General features: G+C 35.5%; 20 protein-coding genes and 1 other annotated feature (1 of these 21 cut by a window edge). Of the genes, 19 read left to right on the plus strand and 1 reads right to left on the minus strand.

Annotation, left to right across the window (positions count from 1 at the left end):
• Positions 1–137 precede the first annotated feature (137 nt).
• From J2Z80_RS07045 to radA, 12 genes are all read left to right on the plus strand, one after another.
• Positions 138–587 carry a PTS sugar transporter subunit IIA gene (locus J2Z80_RS07045; protein ID WP_209453777.1) on the plus strand — a complete coding sequence of 150 codons (450 nt, stop codon included), beginning with the start codon at positions 138–140 and terminating at the stop codon, positions 585–587.
• A gap of 17 nt (positions 588–604) precedes the next feature.
• The gene (locus J2Z80_RS07050) at positions 605–1,645 is read left to right on the plus strand and encodes a PTS fructose transporter subunit IIC (protein WP_209453778.1); all 1,041 of its coding nucleotides are present in this window, start codon (positions 605–607) and stop codon (positions 1,643–1,645) included.
• Between the two features lie 54 nt (positions 1,646–1,699).
• On the plus strand, positions 1,700–2,014 hold the full coding sequence (locus tag J2Z80_RS07055) for a PTS fructose transporter subunit IIB (protein WP_209453779.1): 315 nt from the start codon (positions 1,700–1,702) through the stop codon (positions 2,012–2,014).
• Between the two features lie 234 nt (positions 2,015–2,248).
• Positions 2,249–3,976, plus strand: a complete 1,728-nt coding sequence (gene ptsP, locus J2Z80_RS07060; RefSeq protein ID WP_209453780.1) for a phosphoenolpyruvate--protein phosphotransferase — start codon at positions 2,249–2,251, stop codon at positions 3,974–3,976.
• Positions 3,977–4,099: 123 nt separating this feature from the next.
• On the plus strand, positions 4,100–6,136 hold the full coding sequence (fusA, locus tag J2Z80_RS07065; protein WP_209453781.1) for an elongation factor G: 2,037 nt from the start codon (positions 4,100–4,102) through the stop codon (positions 6,134–6,136).
• 227 nt (positions 6,137–6,363) lie between these two features.
• On the plus strand, positions 6,364–7,581 hold the full coding sequence (locus tag J2Z80_RS07070) for an NAD(P)-dependent malic enzyme (RefSeq protein WP_209453782.1): 1,218 nt from the start codon (positions 6,364–6,366) through the stop codon (positions 7,579–7,581).
• A 58-nt stretch (positions 7,582–7,639) separates the two neighbouring features.
• Positions 7,640–7,846 carry a hypothetical protein gene (locus tag J2Z80_RS07075; RefSeq protein WP_209453783.1) on the plus strand — a complete coding sequence of 69 codons (207 nt, stop codon included), beginning with the start codon at positions 7,640–7,642 and terminating at the stop codon, positions 7,844–7,846.
• 147 nt (positions 7,847–7,993) lie between these two features.
• Positions 7,994–8,467, plus strand: coding sequence for a CtsR family transcriptional regulator (locus tag J2Z80_RS07080; protein ID WP_209453818.1), 474 nt, complete (start codon positions 7,994–7,996; stop codon positions 8,465–8,467).
• A gap of 1 nt (position 8,468) precedes the next feature.
• Complete coding sequence (locus tag J2Z80_RS07085) at positions 8,469–8,996, plus strand: UvrB/UvrC motif-containing protein (protein ID WP_015310870.1); 528 nt, start codon at positions 8,469–8,471, stop codon at positions 8,994–8,996.
• A 9-nt stretch (positions 8,997–9,005) separates the two neighbouring features.
• Positions 9,006–10,013 (plus strand): protein arginine kinase, encoded by a 1,008-nt coding sequence (locus tag J2Z80_RS07090; RefSeq protein WP_209453784.1) that lies wholly within the window; start codon positions 9,006–9,008, stop codon positions 10,011–10,013.
• Positions 10,014–10,034: 21 nt separating this feature from the next.
• Positions 10,035–12,467, plus strand: coding sequence for an ATP-dependent Clp protease ATP-binding subunit (locus tag J2Z80_RS07095; protein ID WP_209453785.1), 2,433 nt, complete (start codon positions 10,035–10,037; stop codon positions 12,465–12,467).
• A 97-nt stretch (positions 12,468–12,564) separates the two neighbouring features.
• A complete protein-coding gene (gene radA / locus J2Z80_RS07100) occupies positions 12,565–13,911 on the plus strand; it encodes a DNA repair protein RadA (RefSeq protein ID WP_209453786.1) in 1,347 nt (448 codons plus the stop codon).
• Between the two features lie 24 nt (positions 13,912–13,935).
• On the opposite strand, the gene J2Z80_RS07105 is transcribed toward radA, so the two are convergent.
• Positions 13,936–14,331 carry a nucleoside triphosphate pyrophosphohydrolase family protein gene (locus J2Z80_RS07105; RefSeq protein ID WP_209453787.1) on the minus strand — a complete coding sequence of 132 codons (396 nt, stop codon included), beginning with the start codon at positions 14,329–14,331 and terminating at the stop codon, positions 13,936–13,938.
• Between the two features lie 257 nt (positions 14,332–14,588).
• On the opposite strand from J2Z80_RS07105, the gene J2Z80_RS07110 reads away from it, so the two are divergent.
• From J2Z80_RS07110 to gltX, 7 genes are all read left to right on the plus strand, one after another.
• The gene (locus J2Z80_RS07110; RefSeq protein WP_209453788.1) at positions 14,589–15,692 is read left to right on the plus strand and encodes a PIN/TRAM domain-containing protein; all 1,104 of its coding nucleotides are present in this window, start codon (positions 14,589–14,591) and stop codon (positions 15,690–15,692) included.
• Positions 15,693–15,802: 110 nt separating this feature from the next.
• Complete coding sequence (gene ispD, locus J2Z80_RS07115) at positions 15,803–16,489, plus strand: 2-C-methyl-D-erythritol 4-phosphate cytidylyltransferase (RefSeq protein WP_209453789.1); 687 nt, start codon at positions 15,803–15,805, stop codon at positions 16,487–16,489.
• A 79-nt stretch (positions 16,490–16,568) separates the two neighbouring features.
• Entirely contained in the window at positions 16,569–17,813 is a 1,245-nt protein-coding gene (locus J2Z80_RS07120; protein ID WP_209453819.1) for an esterase/lipase family protein, read from the plus strand.
• 12 nt (positions 17,814–17,825) lie between these two features.
• Complete coding sequence (gene ispF, locus J2Z80_RS07125) at positions 17,826–18,308, plus strand: 2-C-methyl-D-erythritol 2,4-cyclodiphosphate synthase (protein WP_015310875.1); 483 nt, start codon at positions 17,826–17,828, stop codon at positions 18,306–18,308.
• A gap of 48 nt (positions 18,309–18,356) precedes the next feature.
• The gene (locus J2Z80_RS07130; protein ID WP_209453790.1) at positions 18,357–20,069 is read left to right on the plus strand and encodes a proline--tRNA ligase; all 1,713 of its coding nucleotides are present in this window, start codon (positions 18,357–18,359) and stop codon (positions 20,067–20,069) included.
• Between the two features lie 74 nt (positions 20,070–20,143).
• Positions 20,144–20,383: a hypothetical protein gene (locus J2Z80_RS07135; protein WP_013296953.1), complete on the plus strand. Its 240-nt coding sequence runs from the start codon at positions 20,144–20,146 to the stop codon at positions 20,381–20,383.
• A gap of 117 nt (positions 20,384–20,500) precedes the next feature.
• A complete protein-coding gene (gene gltX, locus J2Z80_RS07140) occupies positions 20,501–21,955 on the plus strand; it encodes a glutamate--tRNA ligase (protein WP_209453820.1) in 1,455 nt (484 codons plus the stop codon).
• Positions 21,952–22,105, plus strand: a binding site (T-box leader); it runs 40 nt beyond the window's last position. It overlaps the preceding gene by 4 nt.

A 22,105-nucleotide genomic window follows, 5' to 3' on the forward strand; every position in this document is an offset into this window, starting at 1 on the left:
TAAAGCATTGAAAAATAAGAGATTAACGATATAATATTATTAGAAGTGATGATAAATTAATCAATATAATTACCTCATTGCTGTGGCAATATTATTTACTAATTATGTGTGTATCTCATATATTGGAGGGAACCGTTATGATAATAAACGAAAATATGATCATACTAGATTTAGAAGCAAAAGACAAGGAAAGTGCAATATTAGAGCTGGCGAAACAGGCTTTAAAGGAAGACAAAATCACTTCTGTTGATGACTTTGCAAAAAGCGTATTTGAAAGGGAGAAGACATATACAACTGGGGTAGGCAATGGTATTGCAATACCGCATGGAAAATCGGATGCTGTAAAGGAGGCGATGATTGTATTTGGAAAGTCTAGCCACGGCATAGAGTGGGAATCTCTAGACGGAAAACCTGTTAATATCATCTTTTTATTAGGGGTTCCAGACAAAAACGTAAGCGACATTCATCTTAAGATCTTATCTCAATTATCCAGGAAACTCATGAATGATGAGTTTGTAGAGAGGCTAAAAATGGCTGATGCAAAAGATGATGTCTTAGAAGCTTTAAGCGACATTAATATTGAGTAAAAAGGAGGAGTTTTCGAATGAAGGATGAATTAAAAAGAGTTAGAGAATATCTTATGACAGGTGTATCATACATGATACCGATTGTTGTAATCGGTGGTGTATTAATAGCTTTCTCAATAGCGCTAAGTGGTGTACAAGCAGGCAAAGGTGCTGTTATAACAAATCCTGTTCTTAAAAACATGAATGATATAGGTTCTGCTGCATTTTCTATGATGGTTCCAGTTCTTGCTGGATTCATAGCATTTGGTATTGCTGATCGACCTGGTCTCGCACCTGGACTTGTTGGAGGTGTTTTAGCAAATCAGTTAAAAGCTGGTTTCTTAGGTGGAATAGTAGCAGGGTTTATTGCAGGTTATGTTGCAAGATGGATCAAAGGCTGGAAAGTTCACAAAAATTTAAGGCCAATAATGCCTATTTTCGTAATACCAATACTTTCATCATTGGTTGTTGGTGGACTCATGATATATATTCTCGGTAATCCGATAGCTTCAGCTATGGAAGCAATGACGAATTGGTTGAAATCGATGTCTACAGGTAATGCAATAGTTTTAGCTTTGATAATGGGTGCTATGATAGCATTTGATATGGGTGGTCCTGTCAATAAAGTTGCTTTCTTATTTGGTGCTGCTATGATAGGTGAAGGAGTATATACAATAATGGGACCAATTGCTGCAGCTATATGCACACCACCACTTGGAATGGGTGTTGCAACGCTTTTAGCTCCTAAAAAATATACAAAGGTAGAAAGAGAAGCAGGATATGGTGCACTTGCGATGGGCTTGATTGGAATTACTGAAGGCGCCATACCATTTGCGGCAGGCGATCCATTAAGAGTTATACCGTCTATAATGATTGGCTCATCTATATCTGCAGCAGTGGCGGCAATGTTTAAAGTTGGGGATCATGCGCCACACGGTGGTCCAATAGTACTTCCTGTTATTGACAATAAAATAGGATTTATAATAGCTGTGTTGATTGGTATAGCAGTAACAGCAGTGATTGTAAATGCTTTAAAGAAAAATGTTTCTGAAGAAGATGAAGATGAAATAACAGCATAACATTTATGATATAATTATAGTATAAAAAATAACACCAAAAGAGGTTGATGTGAAATGAAAATTGTTGCAGTTACAGCTTGTCCTACAGGAATTGCACATACGTATATGGCTGCAGAAGCATTAGAAAAAGCTGCAAAACAGCTTGGTCACAATATCAAAGTAGAGACACAAGGTTCTATAGGTATAGAGAATAAAATATCACAAAAAGAAGCTGACGAAGCCGACTTAGTTATATTTGCAGCAGATGTTGCAGTGAAAGAAGAATCACGGTTTAAGGACAAACCAATTTACAAAGTGGAGGCCCAAAAAGCCATAAAGAATGCGAAAGCAGTTGTAGAAGAAGCAATTAAATTAGCGGAACAAAAATGAGGAAGGTTTCTTCCTCATTTTTGTGTTTAGAAATATTTGAAATGATTTATAAACTTCAATAAATTTAATTTTTATGATATTATAAATTGTAAAGGTGGGATGAAATTGATAGATTTATAACAATATTTGTAAAATGGTACATTATTTTTTGTTTGGTTAAAATATTAAAAACACTTAAAGTTGTGCTACTATTATGCTATAATATCTATTAAAGTCTAATGAGGAGGAAAAAACATGTTAAAAGGTGTTGCGGCATCACCGGGTATTGCAATAGGCAAAGTATTTTTATACACAAAAAAGTTTGCTGAAATTAATACCCGAAATATCGATGAATCTATGGTAAAAGATGAAATCGCAAAATTTGAAAATGCACTAAAATTAACAAAAGAACAAATAGAGAAAATTAAAGAGAAGACAGAAAGGGAGTTTGGCAAAGATAAAGCTGAGATTTTTGAGGCACATCTTATGCTGGCAAATGACCCAGAGCTTTATGACTCTGTAATAAGTATGATTAAAAATGAATATGTGACAGCTGATAATGCGGTAAACCATGTAATAGAACAGCACGCTTCTATGATGGAATCTTTAGATGACAAGTACCTAAAAGAGCGAGCTGTTGATTTAAGAGATGTAGGAAGCAGGATAATAAATAATCTTCTGGGTATAGTAAATGTGAATTTATCGGAGCTGGATGAAGATGTGATAATAATTGCTAAAGATTTGACGCCATCAGATACTGCGACTATGAAAAAAGATAAAGTATTGGGGTTTGCTACGGATGTTGGCGGCAGGACATCACATACAGCGATTATGGCTCGTTCTTTAGAGATACCAGCAGTAGTTGGTACTGGAAATGTCACACAGAATGTAGCTGGCGGTGAGATTGCTATTGTCGATGGAAACGAAGGCATAGTGATAATAAATCCAAGCGACGATATTCTTAAAGAATATGAAGATAAATTAAATAAATACAAAATTAGAATTGAAAAGTTAAAAGAACTTAAAGATCTGCCTGCCGTGACAACAGATGGAAAACAATCTATGCTAGTTGCAAATATCGGTACACCTAAAGATGTAGAGGGCGCTTTGAAAAATGGAGCAGAAGGTATAGGCTTATTTAGAACTGAATTTTTGTACATGAACAGAAATGATTTTCCAAGTGAAGAAGAACAGTTTGAAGCGTATAAATATGTAGCTGAGAAGATGAATGGAAAACCTGTTACAATAAGGACATTAGATATTGGCGGTGATAAAAAATTACCTTATCTAAATATGCCCGATGAAATGAATCCATTTTTAGGCTATAGAGCAATAAGGCTTTGCCTTGATGAAAAACAGATGTTTAAAACACAGCTTAGGGCTTTGCTCAGGGCCAGTGCCTATGGAAACATCTTGATAATGTATCCTATGATTTCTTCTGTTGTTGAAGTTAGAAAAGCAAATGCGATTTTAAATGAGGTAAAAGAAGAACTGGATGCAAAAGGCATAAAATACGATAAAAATATAAAAGTTGGTATTATGGTGGAGATACCGTCTGCAGCCGTAACCGCTGATATATTAGCTAAAGAGGTAGACTTCTTTAGCATAGGGACAAATGATCTGTGCCAGTATACGCTGGCAGTTGATAGAATGAATGAAAGAATAAAGGATTACTATAAGCCGTTTAATCCTGCAATTCTTAGGCTTATTAAAAATGTAATAGATGCATCCCACAAAGAAGGAATATTTACTGCTATGTGTGGTGAAATGGCTGGTGACCCCCTTACAACAGTTATTCTTTTGGGACTGGGTCTTGATGAATTTTCAATGAGCGCAAGCTCTATACCAAATATAAAGAACATAATACGAAATGTATCTTACGAGAAAGCAAAAGAGTTTACAGAAATGGTTTTGAACATGTCGACACCTGACGAAATTGAAGATGCGTCAAGAAAAATTTTATACGATATAATTGGTGAATGATTGAAAACCTCTGGTAATATAATAATATACCAGAGGTTTTTTTAAAAAATTTTTAAATATAAAAAGGAAATTTAAGATAAGTATAGAATTATAATATTAAAGCAATAAGATAGGGGGATATATATGAAAGATTATAGAACGCAACAAATTAGAAATGTTGGATTGGTTTCGCATGGCGGAGCTGGAAAGACGACGCTGACAGAAGCATTACTGTACAATGCAAAAGCCATAGATAGGATTGGACGCGTAGAAGACGGAACAACAGTATCTGATTATGATCCTGAGGAAATTTCGAGACAATTTTCAATATCTACTTCTGTAATTCCGATTGAATGGAAAGATTACAAGTTAAATGTTCTTGACACACCAGGATATTTTGATTTTTTTGGTGAAGTCATAAGCGGTTTAAAAGCTGCCGATAGTGCTGTATTAGTTGTTTGTGCCGCCTCAGGGGTTGAAGTTGGCACTGAAAAATCGTTTCACATACTAGAAGAGGAAAATCTCCCCACAGTAATATTTATAAATAAGATGGATAGAGAAAATGCTGATTATTATAAGACATTAAATCAGTTAAGAGATAAATTTGGAAACAAAGTTGTGCCGATGACGCTTCCAATAGGAAGTGAACACAGTTTCACCGGTTATGTAGACCTTATCACAAATAAAGCATACGTTTACAGCCAAAAAGGCATTGAAGAAGCTGATGTGCCTAAAGATATGGAAGAAAATGTACAAAAATTCAGGGAGGAACTTATAGAGGATATTGCTGAGAATGATGAGGCACTGATGGAAAAATTTTTTGCAGGAGAAGAGCTTTCAAATGATGAACTTCTTCATGGATTAAAAGAAGGAGTAAAAAGCAGGGATATTTTCCCAGTTATCTGTGGTTCAAGCTTAAAAAATATAGGTATAGATGTATTATTAAATATAATGACAGATGTTTTGCCATCACCTGATGAGGTCAATAAATTTGGCGCTGTATCTGATGTAAATAAGCCCTATTCAGCATTTGTATTTAAGACGATAGCAGATCCATTTGTTGGCAAGCTGTCAATCTTCAGAGTGCTATCTGGTTCAATTACATCTGATTCAACTGTATTCAATGGTACAAAGAAAGCAAATGAAAAAATTGGTCAGCTTTATATACTGAGAGGGAAAAAACAGATGCCTGTTTCAAAGCTTGTTGCTGGCGATATTGGAGCATGTGCAAAATTACAATTTACCATGACAGGCGATACTCTATGCGATCCGGCAAATCAGGTAGAGTTTGGACCGATTTCGTTTCCTGAACCAACTCTGGCATTGGCAATCGAGCCTAAAGCGAAAGGTGATGAAGATAAGATTAGTAATGGACTGCAGAGGCTTCAGGAAGAAGATCAGACATTTAAAGTTGAAAAGAATGTAGAAACAGGACAGGTTATAGTGTATGGCATGGGTGAGCAGCATATAGAGGTACTATCTAAAAAATTGCAAAGCAAATTTGGCGTAGAATGCGTTCTTACAGAGCCCATAATACCTTATAGGGAAACAATCAAAGGCAAATCGAAGGTGGAAGGCAAGCACAAAAAGCAAACTGGCGGGCATGGACAGTATGGTCATGTTTGGATAGAATTTGAACCCTACAAAGAGGGAGAATTCAAATTTGAAGATAAAATATTCGGTGGTGCTGTTCCAAAGCAGTATATTCCTGCAGTTGAAAAAGGGCTTAGAGAATGTATAAAAGAAGGTGTACTCGCTAGGTATCCCGTTGTAAATATAAAGGCTACTCTTTTGGATGGCTCTTATCATCCTGTAGATTCATCTGAGATGGCGTTTAAAGTGGCTGCATCCATAGCGTTTAAAAAAGGAATGGAGGAAGCAAATCCAGTTTTACTGGAGCCCATAATGCATGTTGAGGTAACAGTGCCTGAGGAGTATATGGGAGATGTCATTGGAGATTTAAATAAAAGAAGAGGCCGCATATTGGGCATGGAGTCTAAAGGAGAGATGGAAGTAGTGACAGCAGAGGTGCCTCAGGCTGAAATGGCTAAGTACGCTACCGATTTGAGGTCCTTAACGCAGGCAAGAGGAGAATTCAAGATGTCTTTTGCTCGTTATGAGGAGGCTCCATCTGTGGTTGCTGAAAAAGTAATAGAAGCCAGAAAAAAAGTTCAGGAATAAATGCAGAGGGCTTAAGGTAACATACTTAAGCCCTATTTTTAACAATTTGATAAATTTGAGGATAGAAAATGTATAAAAAACAAAACATTTAATAAATTTACATTAAACTACGATTTTTGAAGTATTAACAGTATATTTTATCTATTTACTAGCCTAAAGTGATAGATATTAGGATGATTATGATATATAATATTCTTAATATACTGTATACTTTAAGGAGGGTAATAATGGATTCAAGAGAAGAAGCGCTGAAATTGCATAAAGATAATCATGGAAAGATAAGCATTTTAAGCAAGGTTGAAGTAAAAGATTCAAAAGATTTGTCGTTGGCGTATACGCCTGGCGTTGCCGAGCCGTGTAAAGAGATACATAAAAACCCTGACATGATATATGACTACACAAACAAAGGGAATTTTGTAGCGGTTGTTACGGATGGTTCTGCTGTATTAGGATTAGGCGATATAGGGGCAATGGCAGGAATGCCTGTCATGGAAGGAAAAGCTGTCTTATTCAAAGAATTTGGTGGAATTGATGCGTTTCCAATATGCATTGGGACAAAAGATGTGGATAAAATCGTTGAAACGGTTATAAACATATCGCCAACTTTTGGTGGAATAAATCTTGAAGACATATCGGCACCTAGGTGTTTTGAAATCGAGGAAAGGTTAAAAAAAGCTCTTAAAATTCCTGTATTTCATGATGACCAGCACGGGACGGCTGTAGTTGTATTTGCCGGATTAATCAATGCATTAAAGATTGTAAACAAAAATCTTAAAAGTATAAAAGCGGTGATAAACGGTGCAGGTGCAGCAGGGATAGCTATTGCGAAATTGCTTATAAATGCTGGAATCGGCGATGTCATTTTGTGTGACAGAAAAGGCATCATATACGAAGGAAGACAAGGCACGGACTCATCAAAAATATCAATAGCTAAAGTTACCAATAAAGGTAAATTAAAAGGCACGTTGAGAGATGCTCTTATTGGTGCTGATGTATTTATAGGGGTATCAGCTCCTAACGTTGTGACAAAAGATATGGTAAAGGCAATGAATGACGATGCAATTGTATTTGCACTGGCAAATCCAGTACCTGAGATATATCCGGATGAGGCAAAAGAAGGGGGTGCAAGGGTAATTGGAACAGGAAGGTCTGATTTTCCTAACCAGATAAATAATGTTCTGGCTTTTCCCGGTATATTCAGAGGTGCATTGGAAGTAAGGGCAACGGAAATCAATGAGGAAATGAAGATTCAAGCTGCATATGCTATTGCAAGCTTGGTCTCTGATGAAGAATTAAGAGAAGATTATATAATACCAAAGGCATTTGACAAAAGAGTGGCTAAGACGGTAGCTGCAAATGTGGCTAAGGCAGCTATGGATACTAAAGTCGCTAATTTAAATATAGATTTAGTTGAATTAGAGAAAAAATTAAATAAAATTTTATAGTATGAATTAGCCTCCTTTGCTAAAAATATAGTAGAAATTTAAATAAAGGAGGCTTTTTATGTCTTTAAATAGCAGGTTCTCAGAAATATACAACAGTAATTATGAATTTTTCGATGTATATGCTAATATTGACAAAATACTCAGCACATATTCAAAGTCAAAGATGACAGAAAAAAGCGATGAATATATAGATATTTATAATGACTTTTACTGCTATTATAATTCAGGTATAGATGAAAATAAAAGCAGTGACGAGAAAAAATAAACAAATAAAAGTTAATATAAATTAAACGGCATTTAATTAAGATAATTATGGTAAAATAGCTTAAAATTGTTGTTGACGTATCATAAAAAAGGAATAAAATAGTAAGTGAAAGTCAAAGAAAGTCAAAGTAAGAAAAGTGGTGATGGGATGGCTAGGTTAAGCGATTTGATTGAAGATTTCATAAAAAGCTTAATTGAAGAAGCGGATGAAGAATATATAGAAATCAAAAGAAATGAACTTGCTAATATTTTTAATTGCGCCCCATCACAGATTAACTATGTGCTTGAAACAAGATTCAATCTATCAAACGGATATATTATTGAAAGCAGACGTGGTGGTGGTGGCTATATAAAAATAATAAAAAGACCCGTTTCAAAGGATTGGATGTCAAAACTTATTTCAGATATAGGAGATAATATAACAGAAAGCAAAAGCAGACTTTACATTGATACTTTATTAGAACATAATTTAATAACTGAAAGGGAAGCTGCATTGATGAAGTCTGTATTAAACGAAAAGATTTTGCCTGTATCGCAATATGAAAAACCAATATTGAGGGCAATACTTTTAAAAGTCATGCTTGCAGAACTTTCAAATAATTTAATTAAAAGGAGTGATTGAAATGTTGTGCGACAAGTGCAAAGAAAGACCAGCTACAGTTCATTATACGCAAATAATTAATGGTGTAAAGACGGAGATGAATCTATGTGAACAATGTGCCCAGGAAGAGGGTTTATTAAACAGCGAAACTTTCTCTCCATTTGTAAATTTTGCACCATTTTCTGTGCAGGACTTGCTGGCTGGACTTATGAATTTTCTGCCTAATACCGGAAACACTTATGTAGAAGAGCAATTGAAGTGCAATAATTGTGGCATGACATATGATAGATTTAAAGAAACAGGAAGGCTTGGATGCAGCAGATGTTATGATTCATTTGCAGATGAATTGAATCCACTTATAAGGAGAATTCATGGAAGTATTGGACATAGAGGTAAGATTCCAAGAAAAACAGGTGGCGTTTTAAGGGCAAAGAGGGAAATAGAGGAGTTGAAAGCAAAGCTTGAAAAAGCAGTAAAAGAGGAAGCCTTTGAAGAAGCAGCCAAATTAAGGGATAAAATCAGAGAACTTGAGAAGAAGTACGGAAAGTAGGTGGCAGAAATGTTTGATCACGATAATGATGTTGTGATATCCAGCAGAATCAGACTTGCTAGGAATTTAAGTGACATTCCTTTTCCGTCCGTTATGGCGGAGAGTGAAGCAGACAAAGTGAAGGAATTGGTAAAAAAGGCTATATTTGACAGCAAGACAATCCTTTCAACACAGTTTTCTGAATACGACATGAAAAAAATAACTCCTTTAGAGAGGCAATCTCTTGTCGAAAGACACTTGATAAGTCCCGATCTTGCTCAGAATACAAAAAATGGCAGTGCTCTTATTAAAAATGATGGTACTATCAGTATAATGATTAATGAGGAAGACCATTTAAGGATACAGACGATTTTTAACGGCCTTAATTTGAAAGAAGCTTGGGATCTGGCTGATAAGATAGATGATTTGATAGAAGAAAACTTAAGTTATGCTTTTAATGAGAAATTAGGTTATCTTACAGCATGCCCTACGAATGTTGGAACTGGTATAAGAGCATCTGTAATGGTGCACCTTCCGGCTCTTACAATAACAGGCCAAATAGGAAATATACTTAACTCTGTGTCGAAAATCGGCATAGCTGTAAGAGGAATGTACGGAGAAGGTACTCAGTCATTAGGTGATATTTATCAGATATCTAACCAGGTTACTTTAGGGCAGAGTGAAATTGAGATAATTGAAAATTTGGAAGGAATTGTAAAACAGATTATAAACAATGAAAGAAAAGCTAGAGAAGATCTGTATAAGAGGAGAAAAGTACAAATTGAAGACAGGATAGGAAGAGCATATGGACTTCTGACAAATGCAAAAGTCATGTCGACGCAGGAATTTATGAGGCTTATTTCAGATGTAAGGTTAGGTGCTGTTTTAAACATTATAAACATAGACATTCAAAAAATAGATGAAATAACAACACATATTCAGCCAGGAAATTTACAAAAAATAATAGGGAAGCAGTTGGAACCATATGAGAGAGATGTAAAGAGAGCTGAATATGTATCAAAATTAATCAGAAGTTAATATAACAGGAGGTGCATTGTAATGGCAATGTTTGGAAGATTTTCAGAGAAGGCACAGAAAGTGCTTTATCAGGCACAAGAGGAGGCACGTTCTCTTTATCACAATTATGTGGGAACAGAGCACATTCTTTTAGGTCTTATAAAAGAAGAAGATGGAATAGCATCGAGAGTTCTTAAAAATCTCGGTGTAACGTATGATGATATAAGAGAAAAGGTAGAGACTTTGATTGGAATGGGCAATGTACCAGGAGATGTTGTAGGATATACTCCTAGAGCAAAGAGAGTTTTAGAGCTTAGTTTTGCTGAGGCCAGGAGATTTAATACGAATTATATTGGTACAGAGCACATTTTATTAGGGTTAATAAGAGAAGGCGAAGGTGTAGCAGTAAGGATATTGATGGAGTTAGGTGTGGATTTTAACAGAGTTAGAGAAGAGATAGTAAAGATGGTTAGTGAAGAACCTTCTGGTGCCGCAAATAAGGCACAAAGGGCTAAAAATACTAATACACCTAATTTAAACCAGTTTGGAAGGGATTTGACTGAACTTGCAAGGGAAGGAAAGCTAGATCCTGTCATTGGGCGTGAAAAAGAAATAGAAAGAGTAATACAGATATTAAGCAGAAGAACTAAAAATAACCCATGTCTTATAGGAGAGCCTGGAGTTGGAAAAACAGCAATTGCTGAAGGATTGGCGGAAGCAATTGAAAGCGGTACAATACCAGAAATCCTTAAAGGTAAACGTGTTGTAACTTTGGATATGGCTTCAATGGTTGCAGGCACAAAATACAGAGGAGAATTTGAGGATAGGCTAAAAAATGTCTTAAATGAAGTCATAAAGGCAGGAAATGTCATACTGTTCATAGATGAGTTACACACAATAATAGGAGCTGGTGCTGCTGAAGGTGCAATAGACGCATCCAATATTTTAAAACCTGCCCTTGCAAGAGGAGAAATACAAGTAATAGGTGCGACGACTATAGATGAGTATCGGAAATACATTGAAAAAGACCCAGCGCTCGAAAGAAGGTTTCAACCTATAATGGTTGAAGAGCCGTCTGTAGAAGAAACGATTGAAATATTAAAAGGGCTTAGAGATAAATATGAGGCACACCACAGAGTAAAAATTACGGATGAAGCTATTGAGGCTGCTGCAAAACTTTCACACAGGTATATAACAGATAGATATCTGCCTGACAAGGCTATAGATCTTATAGATGAAGCTGCATCAAGGGTAAGATTAAAAACAGTTACAGCTCCACCAGAGATAAAAGAGCTAGAAGACAAATTAAATATGTTAAATAAGGATAAAGAAGAGGCAATTAGAACGCAAGAGTACGAAAAGGCTGCTAAAATAAGGGATGAAGAGCAAAAGATAAAAGAACAGTTGGAGAATTTAAAATCAAAGTGGCAGCAGAATTCATTGGTAAAAGATAAAAGCGTCGGTGCCGAGGAGATTTCTCAGATTGTATCGCTTTGGACCGGAATTCCAACACAAAAATTGGCTCAAGAAGAGTCAGAAAGGCTGTTGCATTTAGAGGAGATCCTACACAAACGTGTAATAGGACAGGATGAAGCAGTTGACGCTGTAGCAAGAGCAATAAGGAGGGCAAGAGTTGGATTAAAAGATCCTAGAAGACCTATCGGATCATTCATATTCTTGGGACCAACTGGTGTTGGCAAGACAGAGCTTAGCAAAGCATTAGCCGAAGCTATGTTTGGCGACGAATCAGCAATAGTTAGAATAGATATGTCAGAATATATGGAAAAATTCTCTGTGTCAAGGCTTATTGGCTCACCTCCTGGATATGTAGGATACGAAGAGGGCGGAGAACTTACAGAGAAAATAAGAAGAAAACCATATTCTGTGATTCTCTTTGATGAGATTGAAAAGGCGCATCCTGATGTCTTCAATATACTTCTGCAGATTTTAGACGATGGAAGGCTAACGGATTCAAAAGGCAGGACAGTAGACTTTAAGAATACGCTTATAATAATGACTTCTAATGTTGGTGCACAGCTTATAAAGAAGCAGACAACTTTAGGATTTATGCCTGAAGGTGAAGAGAATAAGGCATCATACGAAAAGATGAAAGAAAACATCTTAGATGAGCTCAAAAAGTCATTTAGGCCTGAGTTTCTAAACAGGATAGATGATATTATCGTATTCCGTCAACTGACACAGGACGACATAAGAAAAATTACTGATTTGATGATAGCTGATTTAAATAAGAGACTGAAGGACAATAATATTAGCCTTGAATTTACAGATGATGCTAAAGAGGAGCTTTTAAAAGAAGGCTATGATGTAACGTATGGTGCAAGACCTTTAAGAAGGGCTATACAAAAAGTTGTTGAAAGTGAGCTTTCAGAATTGATGTTGAAAGGTGAAGTAAAATCCGGTGATAAAATTTTAGTGAAGCTGAAAGACGGAAAATTTGATTTTACTAAAGTGTAAATTGATTTTGGGGATGCCCTCGTCAGCGAGGGTGTCCTATTTTTATTGCCTTCTATGTTATAATAAATATAGATTAAATTGGAAAGTCGGTGGCAAAGTGAAGAAGGAAAAGACTAAGTTTGTATGTCAGCAATGTGGATTTGAAAGTACAAAATGGATGGGCAGATGTCCTAACTGCGATGAATGGAATTCGTTTGTAGAAGAGGTTGAGAAAGAAGATGATAAAAAGTCGCAGCAGGAGTTATTAACATCAAAAGTGGAGCTTTTGAAAGATGTAGAAGCAAAAGATGAAGACCGCATAAAGACAGGTATTGGCGAATTTGACAGGGTGCTGGGTGGTGGTATAGTGCAGGGTTCATTGGTCTTAATAGGTGGTGAACCTGGGATTGGTAAGTCCACAATGCTTTTACAGGTTTCGGATATTATGTCTAACTTCACAAAAGTTCTTTATGTGTCGGGTGAGGAATCATCAAGGCAGATAAAGCTAAGAGCTGACAGAATTATAGGAGGAAAACAGAATATATATTTTTTGGCTGAGACAAACATAAATAATGTTGAAAAGCATATAGAAAAAATATCACCGGGTTTTATGATAATTGATTCTATACAAACTATGTATGCGGAAGAAAGCACAACTATACCTGGAAGCGTATCTCAGGTAAGGCAAGTTACTCAGCACCTTATGAGGCTTGCAAAGCAAAATGGAATAACCACATTCATAATAGGACATGTTACAAAAGAAGGTTCTATAGCAGGTCCAAGAGTATTAGAGCATATGGTAGATACCGTATTGTACTTTGAAGGTGATAGAACACAATCGTTTAGAATATTGAGAGCATATAAGAATAGATTTGGCTCTACAAATGAAATAGGTGTATTCGAAATGGAGTCTCAAGGCCTTAAAGAAGTAAAAAACCCATCTGAGGTGCTTCTTTCTAACAGAGATTTAAATGCGCCAGGTTTAGCTGTGATAAGCTCAATGGAAGGTACAAGGCCGATTCTTCTAGAAGTTCAATCGCTTATATGCCACACTAATTTCGGGTTGCCCAGAAGGATGTCTACAGGGATAGATTACAACAAATTTGTCCTTCTGCTGGCTGTTATAGAGAAAAAGTGTGGAATCAATCTTTCACAATCAGATGTATATTTAAATATTGCAGGAGGATTAAAGGTTCAGGAACCTGCAGCAGATTTAGGAATTGTATCAGCAGTAATGTCAGGCTATTTAAATGTGCCAATATCTAACGATATCTGCTTTTCCGGTGAAGTAGGTTTAACAGGCGAGGTTAGAGCAGTAAGCAATTTAGAAAGAAGAATCAGTGAAGCAAAAAAGATGGGATTCAAAACAATATTCGTTCCATACATGAAAATGGAGAAAACCGAAGGGATAAATGTAATAAGAATTAAAAACATTATTGAATTGATGGACATCTTTAAAAATTAAAAAAGTGGGTTTTACCCACTAAAATTACAGCATATTAAAAACTCCCAGCGTATTTAGCTCTTTATCTTTTTTAAGCAGAATATCGTAGAAATTTAAACCAAGTGTATTACAAAGCGCAATTATATAAAATATGTTGTTACCGATTTCTGTTTCTAAGACTTCTCTGCAGTTATCACACAGTTCTCCATCAATGTGTGTTTTAATATACGTATGTGCATCTTCGATAGTTGCATCTTCAGGTATTTCTTGCTTTTGAGCATTAATCTTTAAGCATCCGCACTCTGTTACTGATTTTGCTACTGCCCTGTTGACTCTGCCGCTGCTTTCTTGAATTTTTGTTAAAATATCGAGAATGCTCTTGTGACGAATTAGAAATTCTTCTACTGTGTTTTGTAGATCATCGACTATTATATCCTTCATGGTTATGCCCACTCCCGTTTTTTTAAAATCTTAGATTAATTATATACTTGTAAATGTTGTGTTGTCAATATTTACACGAAATAACATTTATAACATGATGAAATTTTTTGTAAATTGACAATGTTTATCTATTAGTAGTATACTTTTATTGAAGAAGCGCTATACATGTAAAATTTGCTATGTATTTTTTTATAAAATTTCCCCATTGACTTATATTTAATGACATATTTGATAATAATAGAAATGGAGGTGAATATATGCTTTATAAAATAGTAAGAGGGATTATTTCATTAGTAGGTTTGGGACTTGGATTTGAAGCGGTTTATTTGTCTGTGGCAGTTTTAAACCTACAAAAACTGATGAATTTAACATTAACTAGTATTACATCAGTTATCATATACGCAGTTGGTGCATTGCTAGGTGGAATCATATTTTTCATTCTTTCTCCTAAACTTATTAAATGGGGAAAAGATTTTGAAACATGGCTTGAAATGGCACTTCAGAAATCACCTATATATGATATTTTAATAGGAGCTTTTGGGCTAATCGTTGGCTTAATTCTGGCAAATCTTATAAGTGCTCCAATTTATCAGCTACCGATTGTTGGTAAAGTCATTCCTATAATTATTAGCGTGTTTTTTGGTTATCTTGGTATAAGTATATCATTGAAGAAAAAGGATGAATTTATGAATTTATTTGCGATAGTAAAAAAGATGGGTCAGCAAAAATCGCAAAAGGTAGAAATAAATGAAATTCCTAAAATTCTTGATACAAGTGTTATAATTGATGGGAGAATATTTGATATTTGTAAGACGGGATTTGTAGAAGGACCTCTTATAATTCCCAACTTTGTTCTTGAGGAATTAAGGCACATAGCAGATTCATCCGATTCCTTAAAGAGAAACAGAGGAAGGAGAGGGCTTGATGTCTTAAATAAAATACAAAAAGAGCTTGATTTGAAGGTCCAGATTATAGATAAAGATGTTGATGCATCTGAAGTAGATACCAAGCTTTTGAGGCTTGCCAAGATGATGAATGGAAAAGTCATAACAAACGACTATAACCTAAATAAAGTAGCAGAGTTTCAAGGTGTGCCGGTGCTTAATATAAATGAGCTATCAAATGCCGTTAAACCTGTGGTACTACCAGGAGAAGAGATGGTTGTGCAGGTAATAAAAGATGGAAAAGAGTCAGGGCAAGGGATAGCATACCTTGATGACGGCACGATGATAGTAGTTGATGGAGGTAAAAAGCATATAGGCGATACTTTAGATGTATTGGTTACGAGTGTGTTGCAGACTGCAGCAGGCAGAATGATATTTGCGAAACCAAAGCAATCAGATCAGGAAAAAGCTATGTAGTTTAATTGGGCATTTTCTCTATTAGAGAATGCCTTTTTTATTTTGTTAATGGCGGAAAGGCACTGATTGTGATATAATTTTACCAGTATATTTTATTTAGAGGGTGCATTATGTTTATTAGTGCGATAATAGTTGCTGCTGGTAAAGGCAAAAGAATGGGAACAAAATTAAACAAAGTTTTTTTAAATTTGAATGGAAAACCAGTTCTCTATTACACTATAAAGGCTTTTGAAAATGTTGATGAAATTGATGAGATTGTTTTAGTGGTGTCTGAATCGGATTTGAGATTTTGCAAAAGTGAAATAGTTGATAAATATAATTTTAAAAAAGTTAAGCATATAGTTGTGGGAGGGTCTGAGAGACAAGAATCTGTTTTCATGGGTCTAAAATCGGTAGATAATCGGTGCAATATAGTATTGATACATGATGGTGCGAGGCCCTTTATTGACAGGGTGACATTGCAAAAAGGCATAGAAGAAGCTAAAAGTCATTGTGCTGTAGGCATTGCAGTTCCTGTAAAAGATACAATAAAAGTTGTTGATAATGATAATTTTGTCATTGACACACCTGACAGGAACCGCCTTATGGCAATTCAGACACCTCAGATTTTTGACTACAAACTTATATACAAAGCACATTTAAAGGCAATAGAAGATGGATTTTTAGGTACTGATGATACCGTCCTTGTTGAAAGGCTTGGATACAAAGTCAAGCTTGTCGAAGGGAGTTACAGGAATATCAAGATAACTACACCAGAAGATCTAATAATATCAGAGGCTTTCTTGAAGACCATATAATATATCAATAACATTATGCTTTAAATCTCATATAATTATTATAGGAGTATTGTAGTTGAGATTATATGAGGTGATTATAATGAGAAGGCCTCTTGTATTTGTACACGGAATTTTTGGTTCAATATATGTTCCCACACTTGTTGGGAAAGCATGGGGATTTGGACCTGCAGGTTATATATACGATTCGTTTATTAACAATCTTAAAACGTTAGGATACACAGAAGGGAAAAACCTTTTTATATGTTATTATGAGTGGTGGAAAGATATACCTGAATGTGTAAATACGCTTATGTCCAAGATTAATGAGGCAAAAATAAAAAACAACTGTGATAAAGTTGATGTTGTATGCCACAGCATGGGTGGTTTATTGTTGCGAAGCTATGTTCAAGGAGATTATTACAGGAATGATGTAGACAAAATCATATTTTTGTCATCGCCTCATTATGGTGCTGCTAATGCATATTATGCATGGGAAGGTGGAGCAGTCCCACCTGATAATGACGAAGATTTTTTAAATATACTTTTAAGAGGTTTTATATGGGCAATAGGCAAAATAAAAGGTGAAAAAGATGAGCTTATGATAATTAGAAAATACATTCCATCCATAAAATGCCTCTTACCAACTCATGAGTATGGAAACTATGTTTTTAAATATCCAATTAAAAACAATAAAATATTATTTAAAAATATACTTTATATGAAGGAGCAGAATGATTTTTTAAATGAATTAAATTATTCTATTGATAGATTGTATGAAAGAGCGAATGAGATATATGTATTTTCAGGTAATGGAATATACACAAATAAATTTATTCAAGTGACAGAAAGCGACGACGATATTGTATGGCCGGATGGGCGGGCTGTAGGCGTTGTAAGAGATGACAAAGGAGATGGAACTGTATTAATTAAAAGTGCTTTGGGTGTAAATGGAAACCAGCATGTTCTGGATGCAGGACATGGAGGCATATTAAATGCGTCAATACCGGATCTTAAAGAAATATTTGGCGTAGAAGAGGCGCCTAAAGTTAGCCTGCTTGAAAAAATAACATCTTTTGTAAACATTTTGACCGATAGCAAAGTGATTGTATTGGACAGAGGTCAGAAGTTAAAAAAATACAACATTTTTGGAAAGGTGAATTGGTATATGTCTTTTAACGAAGAAGGAGAATATCATTTTTCATCGCCAGACTTTTCAATAAGGTCAATAATGATTCACACAAATAAAGGATTTACTGTTAAAACACTTAAGCCTTCTGGCAGGTATAGAAATAGTAGAATAGATCTTTTTGTTGATAAAAATGGCAATTTTGATATTAAAAGATAAAGGAGTGTTGCTATGAGGGTTGGAATTGGATACGATGTGCACAAACTGGAGGCAGGAAGGAAATTAATATTAGGTGGTGTTCAAATTCCATATGTGAAAGGGCTACTGGGTCATTCTGATGCGGATGTGCTAATACATGCGGTGATTGACGGAATTCTTGGTGCTGCAGGACTTGGAGATATAGGAACGCATTTTCCTGATTCAGAGTGGATTTATAAGGATATAGATAGCACTGTTCTTCTTAAAAAGACTATGGACTTGATTAAAGGCAAATTTGCTATAAATAATATAGATTGTATTGTTGTAGCTCAAGAGCCTAAGATATCTCCATATAAAGATGCCATAGCGAGAAACTTGTCGAAAGTGTTAAATATAGGAATTGACAGAGTTAACATTAAAGCCAAGACTGAAGAAGGGCTTGGATTTACAGGAAGAAAAGAAGGAATATCGGCTTATGCAATTGTAAGCCTGATTGAAAAATGTATTGACAGTTAAAATTAAATTAAATAAAATACAAACATGATAAATATTAGGAGGTAAACGATGAGACTATCACAATTACTTATACCAACATTAAGAGAAGTTCCGGCAGAAGCGGAGATACCAAGTCATACACTTATGTTAAAAGCTGCTATGATGAGAAAGCTTGCATCAGGCGTATATATCTATCTTCCTCTTGGAAAAAGAGTACTTAAAAAGATTGAAGAAATAGTAAGAGAAGAAATGGATAGAGCAGGTGCACAGGAAGTACTTATGCCTGCTATCATACCTGCGGAACTTTTAAAAGAATCTGGAAGATGGGATGTGTTTGGACCTGAGATGTTTAAGCTAAAAGACAGAAATGATAGAGAATTTTGCTTGGGGCCAACACATGAAGAGGTATTTACGGATCTTGTGAGAAATGAAGTGAAGTCATATAGACAGCTTCCCTTGACTATATATCAGATACAGACGAAGTACAGGGATGAGAGGCGGCCTAGGTTTGGAGTCATGAGATCCCGCGAGTTTATAATGAAGGATGCGTATAGTTTTGATGCTGATTGGGATGGACTTGATGTTTCTTTTGACAAGATGTACGATGCTTACTGCAGAATATTTGATAGATGTGGATTGAAGTACACAGTTGTTGAAGCAGACTCAGGTGCGATGGGAGGAAAAGACTCGAAAGAGTTTATGGTCACTTCAAGTGTAGGGGAAGCTGTAATAGCCTACTGCGATAGCTGCGGATATGCCGCGAATGAGGAAAAGGCTGAATGCATTGTAGAGCATGAAAGCGATGAGGAAATGAAGCCATTAGAAAAGATTCATACGCCAGATGTAAGGACAATTGATGAGCTCGTATCATATTTAGACGTAAAAGCAGATAAATTTGTTAAGACTTTGATATATAAGTATAAAGGTAAAATTGCAGCGGTACTTGTAAGAGGAGATAGAGAAGTAAATACTGTGAAATTAGCGAATTTGCTTAAAGTAAATGAAAATGATATAGATTTGGCATATGAAGAAACCGTAAGAAGTGTAACAGGCGCAAATGTAGGATTTGCAGGTCCTATTGGGCTTAAAGGAGATGTCCTTTTGATAGCTGATGCAGAGGTGCCTATGATGAAAAACATCATCGTAGGTGCAAATGAAACAGATTACCATCTAAAAAATGCAAATTACGGAAGAGACTTTAAGGCAGATGTGGTGTCAGACATTAGAAAAGTCGTAGATGGTGATAAATGTCCTAGATGCGGGAATCCTTTAAAACTTGAGAGGGGTATTGAAGTAGGACACATATTTAAACTAGGGACAAAATACTCAGATGCACTTGGTGCAAATTACATTGATGAGAATGGAAATGAAAAGCCTATGATAATGGGCTGTTATGGCATTGGGTTAAATAGGATTGCTGCTGCCGCAATAGAACAAAATCACGATGATAAAGGTATTATTTGGCCTATGTCTATAGCTCCATATCATGCCATTGTTGTGCCAGTCAATGTCTCTAACGATGCACAAAGGAATTTGGCAGAAAAAATATACGATGAATTAAGCAAGGCTGGCATTGAGACGCTGATAGATGATAGGGATTTAAGGGCAGGAGTTAAGTTTAATGATGCTGATCTATTGGGAATACCTATAAGGATAACAGTAGGTAAAAAGGCTTCGGACAACATTGTTGAGTTAAAACTTAGAAGAGATGAAAATTCAATTGAATTAAATTATGATGAAGTGGTAAATAAGGTTAAAGAACTGATTATTAATAGTATATAGGAGCTAAATGCTCCTTTTTTATTCGCATAATATTTTGCGATTAATAAAAAAATAAAGTAGAAAGGAGTGGTTGCATGTCGATTTACATAATGGGCATTTCCGTTGATAAAAGATCAGATTTTGCACCTAAAGTTCAAGAGGTGTTGACTAAACACGGTCAAAATATATTGGCGAGATTCGGAATACATGATGACAGCGATGATAACGGGCTTATAACATTGAATGTACGAGGGGATGAAAACTATATAAATGAATTTTCAAAGGAACTTACAAGTATTCCGTCTGTCAAAGTAAATCATATGACTGTTAAATGATTTGCTTGGGGTAGCGCATGCTACCTCTTTGCAAACAATTTTAGTAATGATGTATTGTAAGAATGACATAAAATTTGTATAATGTATATGATGAATACAAAAGATGGAGATGGCTATATGGAGAAAAGAGTTAGATTTGCACCAAGTCCTACAGGTGCGATTCATATTGGTAATATTCGTACGGCTTTGTTTAATTATCTATTTTCAAGAAGCGAAGGTGCTAAGCTGATATTAAGGATAGAAGATACGGATTTGACTAGGTCGTCAAAAGATTTTGAAAAGCTCATCTTTAAAGAGTTAAATTGGCTTGGCATTGAGTGGGACGAAGGGCCTGATAAACCTGGTGATTATGGACCTTACAGACAAAGCGAAAGGCTTCATATTTATAGACAATATGCAGAACAACTTATAAAAGAAGGTAAGGCGTATAGATGTTACTGTACACCTGAAGAACTGGATAAAGATAGGGAAGAGTCTGTTAAAAGAGGCGACATACCGAGGTATTCGGGAAGATGTAGACATTTGACTAAAGAACAGGAAGAGGAATACTTAAGACAAGGCAGAAAACCATCAATCAGGTTTATTATACCTGATGATGTTATAATAGCGTTTGATGATATGATAAAAGGGAGAATAGAGATTAAATCAGATACACTGGGTGGAGATATGATAATAGTTAAATCTGATGGTATGCCCACTTACAATTTTGCAGTTGTAATTGATGATACGCTTATGAGGATTTCCCATGTTATAAGAGGAGAAGACCACATTTACAATACACCAAAGCAGCTGCTTATATACGAAGCATTAGGCTTTAAACCTCCTGTATTCGCACATGCGCCACTCATCTTAGGGCCAGATAGGACTAAGCTGTCAAAGAGGCATGGCAATACTTACATTGGACAATATAGAGAGATGGGTTATCTACCTGAGGCCATGTTTAACTTTTTATCGCTTTTAAGCTGGTCGCCTGAAGATAATGTCGAATTGATGTCAAAAGATGAAATAGTAAGAAAGTTCAATTTCAATAAAATTCACAGTGCAAATCCTGTGTTTGACATTGAAAAGTTAAACTGGATGAATCAACATTATATTCAAATGAGTTCTGTAGATAGAATAGTAGACCTAGCAATACCATACTTTAAAGAAGCAGGTTATATCAAAGATGTTGATGATAAGACTTATGAATGGCTAAAGAAGGTAGTGTCTCTTTTCAAAGACGGTCTGCATTATGTTGCAGAATTAAAAGACAAAGCGAAAATGTTTTTTGATGATGATATTGAATATGACGATAATCTAAAAGACGATATATTATGTGGCGATGCAATGAAAGTTTTGAAGAGCTTCAAAGAAGAGATCGAAAATATGGAAGATATCAGTGAAGAGTTTGTTAAAACATTGCTTAAGATGTTGCAGAAGAAGATAGGGGTTAAAGGCAAAGCATTTTTCATGCCTATAAGATTTGCTATAACAGGACAGGATCATGGACCAGAACTTGTAATGATAATTCCTCTTTTAGGTAAACAAAAGATATTATACAGGATTGATAAAGCGATGAAAATAATATCGTAAATGTGATGAGTGGGAGAGTAGCATAGTAGATTCCAAAAGAGAGGAGCTGTCATGGGCTGAAAGCAGCTTCTGGATATATTGTGTGAAGTGCACCCATGAGCTATACGCAATTAAGCGTACGGGTATCCGTTATAAATACAAGTGGAGTTT

The sequence above is a fragment of the Thermoanaerobacterium butyriciformans genome (genome assembly GCF_017874545.1).
GTDB lineage: Bacteria > Bacillota > Thermoanaerobacteria > Thermoanaerobacterales > Thermoanaerobacteraceae > Thermoanaerobacterium > Thermoanaerobacterium butyriciformans.

Coding starts and splice junctions, on each gene's coding strand:
- J2Z80_RS07045 (WP_209453777.1), top strand. CDS start 138: ATGATAATAAACGAAAATATGATCATACTAGATTTAGAAGCAAAAGAC.
- J2Z80_RS07050 (WP_209453778.1), top strand. CDS start 605: ATGAAGGATGAATTAAAAAGAGTTAGAGAATATCTTATGACAGGTGTA.
- J2Z80_RS07055 (WP_209453779.1), top strand. CDS start 1,700: ATGAAAATTGTTGCAGTTACAGCTTGTCCTACAGGAATTGCACATACG.
- ptsP (WP_209453780.1), top strand. CDS start 2,249: ATGTTAAAAGGTGTTGCGGCATCACCGGGTATTGCAATAGGCAAAGTA.
- fusA (WP_209453781.1), top strand. CDS start 4,100: ATGAAAGATTATAGAACGCAACAAATTAGAAATGTTGGATTGGTTTCG.
- J2Z80_RS07070 (WP_209453782.1), top strand. CDS start 6,364: ATGGATTCAAGAGAAGAAGCGCTGAAATTGCATAAAGATAATCATGGA.
- J2Z80_RS07075 (WP_209453783.1), top strand. CDS start 7,640: ATGTCTTTAAATAGCAGGTTCTCAGAAATATACAACAGTAATTATGAA.
- J2Z80_RS07080 (WP_209453818.1), top strand. CDS start 7,994: ATGGCTAGGTTAAGCGATTTGATTGAAGATTTCATAAAAAGCTTAATT.
- J2Z80_RS07085 (WP_015310870.1), top strand. CDS start 8,469: ATGTTGTGCGACAAGTGCAAAGAAAGACCAGCTACAGTTCATTATACG.
- J2Z80_RS07090 (WP_209453784.1), top strand. CDS start 9,006: ATGTTTGATCACGATAATGATGTTGTGATATCCAGCAGAATCAGACTT.
- J2Z80_RS07095 (WP_209453785.1), top strand. CDS start 10,035: ATGGCAATGTTTGGAAGATTTTCAGAGAAGGCACAGAAAGTGCTTTAT.
- J2Z80_RS07105 (WP_209453787.1), bottom strand. CDS start 14,331: ATGAAGGATATAATAGTCGATGATCTACAAAACACAGTAGAAGAATTT.
- J2Z80_RS07110 (WP_209453788.1), top strand. CDS start 14,589: ATGCTTTATAAAATAGTAAGAGGGATTATTTCATTAGTAGGTTTGGGA.
- ispD (WP_209453789.1), top strand. CDS start 15,803: ATGTTTATTAGTGCGATAATAGTTGCTGCTGGTAAAGGCAAAAGAATG.
- J2Z80_RS07120 (WP_209453819.1), top strand. CDS start 16,569: ATGAGAAGGCCTCTTGTATTTGTACACGGAATTTTTGGTTCAATATAT.
- ispF (WP_015310875.1), top strand. CDS start 17,826: ATGAGGGTTGGAATTGGATACGATGTGCACAAACTGGAGGCAGGAAGG.
- J2Z80_RS07130 (WP_209453790.1), top strand. CDS start 18,357: ATGAGACTATCACAATTACTTATACCAACATTAAGAGAAGTTCCGGCA.
- J2Z80_RS07135 (WP_013296953.1), top strand. CDS start 20,144: ATGTCGATTTACATAATGGGCATTTCCGTTGATAAAAGATCAGATTTT.
- gltX (WP_209453820.1), top strand. CDS start 20,501: ATGGAGAAAAGAGTTAGATTTGCACCAAGTCCTACAGGTGCGATTCAT.